The organism is Magnetococcales bacterium (genome assembly GCA_015232395.1).
Classification (GTDB): domain Bacteria; phylum Pseudomonadota; class Magnetococcia; order Magnetococcales; family JADFZT01; genus JADFZT01.
In genome coordinates, this window is the sequence record JADFZT010000147.1 from 1 (window position 1) to 4,891 (window position 4,891).

Annotated in this window: 3 protein-coding genes and 1 tRNA gene; 2 read left to right on the forward strand and 2 right to left on the reverse strand. The window is 54.3% G+C overall.

Features of this window, described 5'->3' with window-relative positions; genetic code table 11:
• Positions 1-311: 311 nt before the first annotated feature.
• Positions 312-387: transfer RNA gene (locus HQL52_19940), tRNA-Lys, on the reverse strand.
• Between the two features lie 567 nt (positions 388-954).
• Complete coding sequence (locus HQL52_19945; GenBank protein MBF0371714.1) at positions 955-2,382, reverse strand: mannose-1-phosphate guanylyltransferase/mannose-6-phosphate isomerase; 1,428 nt, start codon at positions 2,380-2,382, stop codon at positions 955-957.
• A 349-nt stretch (positions 2,383-2,731) separates the two neighbouring features.
• On the opposite strand from HQL52_19945, the gene HQL52_19950 reads away from it, so the two are divergent.
• Both HQL52_19950 and HQL52_19955 read left to right on the forward strand, forming a co-directional pair.
• Complete coding sequence (locus HQL52_19950; GenBank protein ID MBF0371715.1) at positions 2,732-4,033, forward strand: adenylosuccinate synthase; 1,302 nt, start codon at positions 2,732-2,734, stop codon at positions 4,031-4,033.
• A gap of 328 nt (positions 4,034-4,361) precedes the next feature.
• On the forward strand, positions 4,362-4,886 hold the full coding sequence (locus HQL52_19955) for a hypothetical protein (GenBank protein MBF0371716.1): 525 nt from the start codon (positions 4,362-4,364) through the stop codon (positions 4,884-4,886).
• The last annotated feature ends 5 nt before the right edge of the window (positions 4,887-4,891 follow it).

Consider the following 4,891-nt stretch of genomic DNA (forward strand, 5'->3'; position numbering starts at 1 on the left):
GCTTGAAGATCGTCTGATCCGCATCCCTCAAGCCAACCCCAAAAACAAAAAATCCGGCCTCATGATGGGGGCCGGATTTTTTTTGAGTGCCAAGTCACATGCAGATTTTAGACACCCGACTGACAAATGGTTTGCCGTTTTTTCAGGGTCCAAAACCAAAAACGGTGCCAAATGGTTTGCAGAACGGTGCCAAATGATTTGCCGTTTTACACCGTTTTACATTATTTGCGGCAGGGTGCTGAATAGTTACGAAAATATTAGACAAGAGGCAAAACAAGGGGCTACGATTTCACGTAACCCCTTGAAATATTTGGTGGGCCGTCACAGGTTCGAACTGTGGACCCGCTGATTAAGAGTCAGCTGCTCTGCCAGCTGAGCTAACGGCCCGAACTGGTCATTGAAGCATGGAGAGGGGGGTGGGTCAAGGATTATGCATGCCGTGGAAGCCGTTCCATGGGGGAGAAATCCAATGGCCTGTAGCCTGATTGAAGCCTCTCTTCAACACAGCTACAGCCGAGCCCTGAAATTTCATTTGATATCCAAGCCCCCATTCGATTTTAAGGCTCCTTGGCAGCTTCCTTGCTTAAATACCTCCGGTATCCTCTTTCACCCTCACCCTTTGGAAAAGCCCAAATGACCGTAAAAATTTTGTTCGTACTTCGGGAGCTGTTGGTTCTGGGCGGTTTTGTCTTCGTCTGTCTTCTCGCTTGGGAGTACGGTCGTCAAACCATGGAAAGAATGCAAGCGGTCTGACTGGGTCAAGATCCGACCCCGCTGTCAAAAAAAGAGCTGTCAAGAATCCAGTCAAGCTTTGGACTCACTCTCAATCTGCTTTCAACTCGCAGCATCCCGAGCCAGTATTCGTTCGCGCGCAGTCCCATCAGCCGATGGGGTGAAAGTGTCGAGCAATATTTTTTTAAACAGGCCAGGGGTGCAGTACGAAAGCGGGTATTGTCAGCGACCATAGCGGTCGTCAAAACGAACGATGTCATCCTCACCCAGATAGGATCCGGACTGGACCTCAATCAACTCCAGGGGAATCTTGCCGGCATTTTCCAGGCGGTGTTTCTTCCCCACAGGAATGTAGGTGGATTGCCCCTCCACCAATAAAAACACCTCTTCCCCTTTGGTCACCTGGGCAGTTCCCCGAACCACAACCCAGTGCTCAGAGCGGTGGTGGTGCATTTGCAGGGAGAGGATGGCTCCGGGCTTGACGACGATCCGTTTGACCTGAAATCTGGAGGCGATATCGACTGTTTCGTAAGAGCCCCAAGGCCGATAGACCTTGCGGTGGTGTTCAGGCTCTGTCCGGCCTGCTTTTTTTAGAGCTTCCACCAACCCCTTCACCTCCCCTACCCGATCCTTGGGGGCGACCAAAACCGCATCAGCCGTTTCTATCACGACATGCCCCGATAACCCGACCGCTGCCACCAAACGATGGGAACTGGATAGATAGCTCTCTTTGACATCCTCGGTCACCACATCCCCGACCGTCACATTGCCATCCCCATCCCGCTTGGCAATCTCCCATAGAGCAGACCAGGCCCCGACATCGCTCCAACCTGCGTCCAGGGGCACGACTACGCCGCGTTTGGTCTTTTCCATCACCGCATAGTCGATGGAATCCTTGGGTGATGCGCTGAAAGCCTCCGGGGCCAGACGTAAAAAATCAAGATCCAGAACCGCCCCGTCATAAGCCTTGTGACAGGCCTCAGCCATCTGGGGGTTCAGCCGTTTCAGTTCTTCCAGATAGCGATCGGCTCGAAACAAAAACATACCCGAATTCCAATCATACCCCCCCTCCTGAAGATAGGCCTCCGCGCGTTTTTGATCCGGCTTTTCAACGAATCGATCCACCTCATATACAGATTGTGTGGCTTCTGTCGTCTCATCCCCAAGGGGAGCCCCCCTCTTGATGTAGCCGTAGCCTGTTTCAGGCCAACCAGGCACAATGCCGAAGGTCACCAAGTGGCCCGCCTCAGCCCGGATTCTGCCCAGATCAACAGCACGATGAAAAGCGGCGATATCCTGAATCAGGTGGTCCGCAGGCAGCACCAAAATCAGGGCCTGGGGATGGTGCTTTTTGGCGTGAAGGGCAGCACACGCCACAGCCGGAGCTGTGTTGCGGCCCACCGGTTCCAACAAGATCGACCCCCCGGAAATTTCCAGTTGGCGCATCTGCTCCGCTGCCAAAAACCGGTGGGCCTCATTACAAACCAAAATCGGTGGCCCCAGATCCTGCAGCCCTTCCAGACGCTGGATCGTGGCTTGGATCAACGGCACATCCCCACCAATGGGAAGAAACTGTTTGGGATAGTCCTCCCGGGAAAGTGGCCACAAACGGGTTCCGGCTCCGCCGGAAAGTACCACCGGTATGATCATGCCTTCCCCTCTCCAGCTTGAAAATCCAGCTTTTGAAAAACCATGCAAAAATGCTCCCCACCAGGACCAAATAAAACCTGAAAAAAACTTCAGCGCCCTCAGAGAGTCACCCTGTATTCCCTGAGGCCAGACTCACCAAACGGGCTAGGAACAAGGCGTCTCCACACCTGTGAAAAGCATACACCTTCCAATCCAAACCAGCCCGATTCTTTTTTTTTACTGCAAATTGGCTTGGCTTGGCTCGTTTCTTACTGTACAACGTTCCCTTTGGGATTCGGTGCGTCAGCATCGGACAGGGGCGCTTGCGCCATAAAAACCACTCTTAATCAAGTCGTGATTGGATCCTCACATGTCCAACGTCATCATTGCAGGCACCCAGTGGGGCGACGAAGGCAAAGGCAAAATCGTCGACCTCCTGACCGAATTTGCAGACGTGGCCGTCCGTTTTCAAGGCGGTCACAATGCCGGCCACACCCTGGTGGTGGAAGGTAAAAAATATATCCTCCACCTCATCCCCTCGGGCATCATCCGTTCGGAAAAAGTGTGCATCATCGGCAATGGCGTGGTGATTGATCCTGCCGCCCTTATCAGCGAAATTCAGGAACTTGCCCGCCTTGGGGTCGCCGTCAGCGGCGTCAATTTTAAAATTTCCTCTCTGGCCAATCTGATCATGCCCTACCACCGGGAGCTTGATCTGGCCCGGGAAAAACGTAAAGGCAAAGGCAAGATAGGCACCACAGGTCGGGGGATTGGTCCCGCCTACGAAGACAAGGTTGCCCGTCGGGGCATTCGGGTGGCCGATCTCCTCAACCGGGAGCTTTTTGAAATCAAATTGCGGGAAAATCTCGCCTATCACAATTTTGTGCTGGAAAATTATCACGGCGCCCCCACCTTCAACTTCGAAAACCTGCGGGACGAATTCCTCCGCATGGCCGAAACCCTCTCTCCTTACGTTGAAGATGTCGGGCTCTATCTGGCCAAAGCGATGGGAGATGGACAATCCATTCTGTTCGAAGGCGCCCAGGGCAACATGCTGGATGTGGATCACGGCACCTACCCCTTCGTTACCTCCTCTTCCACGGTAGCTGGCAGCGCCTGCATCGGTTCCGGCGTCGGCCCTACCGCCATCGACTATGTCATGGGGGTGACCAAAGCCTACACCACCCGGGTGGGCAGTGGTCCCTTCCCCACTGAACTCAACGATGCCGTTGGGGAGCACTTGGGCCAGAAAGGCCATGAATTCGGTGCCACGACCGGCCGCTCCCGACGTTGTGGCTGGTTTGACGCCGTCGTGGTGCAACACGCCATTCGTTCCAGCGGTATTTCCGGGGTGGCGCTCACCAAGCTCGATGTACTGGATGGCCTGGAAAAAATTCGTATCTGCACCAGCTATACCCGCAACGGCCAACCCCTGGACGCCATGCCCAGCGACCCGTCGGTGCTTGATCTCTGCGTACCGGTCTACGAAGAGATGCCCGGCTGGAGTGAATCCACTGTGGGCACCAAATCTTTCGATGATCTCCCGCAAGCGGCACAGGATTATATCCGCCGCCTGGAGGCCTTGATGGGGATCCCGGTAGCGGTGCTTTCCACGGGGCCGGATCGAGATCAAACCCTGATTTTGGACAACCCTTTCACATCCGGCTCCTGATCTCATTCCCGGCGGTTTTTATCTCCAGAGGCGAAATCACCTGCCCCACCGCCTCGGACACTCTGATGATGCCACTTCCTCTGGAACGTTCGTCCCAACGGGCTTTCCAGAGGAGGTGAAAAACACCACTCATCCACCTCCCCCCTCGATTTTTCCTCCCTCTCCCCTCCCTCTCCCATTCCGTATCCAGCCAACCTTCCTGCATAGCTCCAAGCAGACCATGCTGCTCCCACGATAGAACAGACCGTTTTGTACTCAAGAAAGTGGCGCCTGGTGTCGAAAAGAGAGAAAGAACTCTTCTCTCCATCCCGCCACCTGGATCAATGCCATGAATCTGCTGACGCAGCTCCTCGGATTGGAAAACGTCGCCACCCTGCTGGCCGACACCTCGGATGATCAAGAGAAAGAAGATGGTTTTTTAAACGATCTCATTGAAGCTGAAACAGCTCTGGGGGGGAGTTCTGCTGCGGTTGAAAGCCTGGAAACCCTTTTGGTCCCTGCTGAGTTCAACCAATTGGATCTGGATGGGGATGACGAGATCAGTCAGGAGGAGGTGGCGGTGCTGCTTCTGGAATCCCAAAGGGAACTTTTCGATCTGATCCAGGGAGAGGAGTCGGATAGTTCTGATGCCACTGCCTCCTCTTCAAGCCTCAACGCACTTCTGGGGGGAAGCGCCTATGTGGAGGCTGCAGCCCTGGGCGCCACGCTCGAAACCTACGATCCATCCATCCAAAAGGCGCTTTTAGCCACATCAACGCCCAACCCTTTTGAAAACGATGGCGGTGATATGGGCCAAACCCTCACTTCCTTCGAAACACTCCTTACCCAAAGCGGCTTTAATACCAAAGCGTGACATCT

Excerpts from the sequence above, each read along its gene's own strand:
- HQL52_19950 (MBF0371715.1), top strand. The coding sequence starts at position 2,732 with ATGTCCAACGTCATCATTGCAGGCACCCAGTGGGGCGACGAAGGCAAA.
- HQL52_19945 (MBF0371714.1), bottom strand. The coding sequence starts at position 2,382 with ATGATCATACCGGTGGTACTTTCCGGCGGAGCCGGAACCCGTTTGTGG.
- HQL52_19955 (MBF0371716.1), top strand. The coding sequence starts at position 4,362 with ATGAATCTGCTGACGCAGCTCCTCGGATTGGAAAACGTCGCCACCCTG.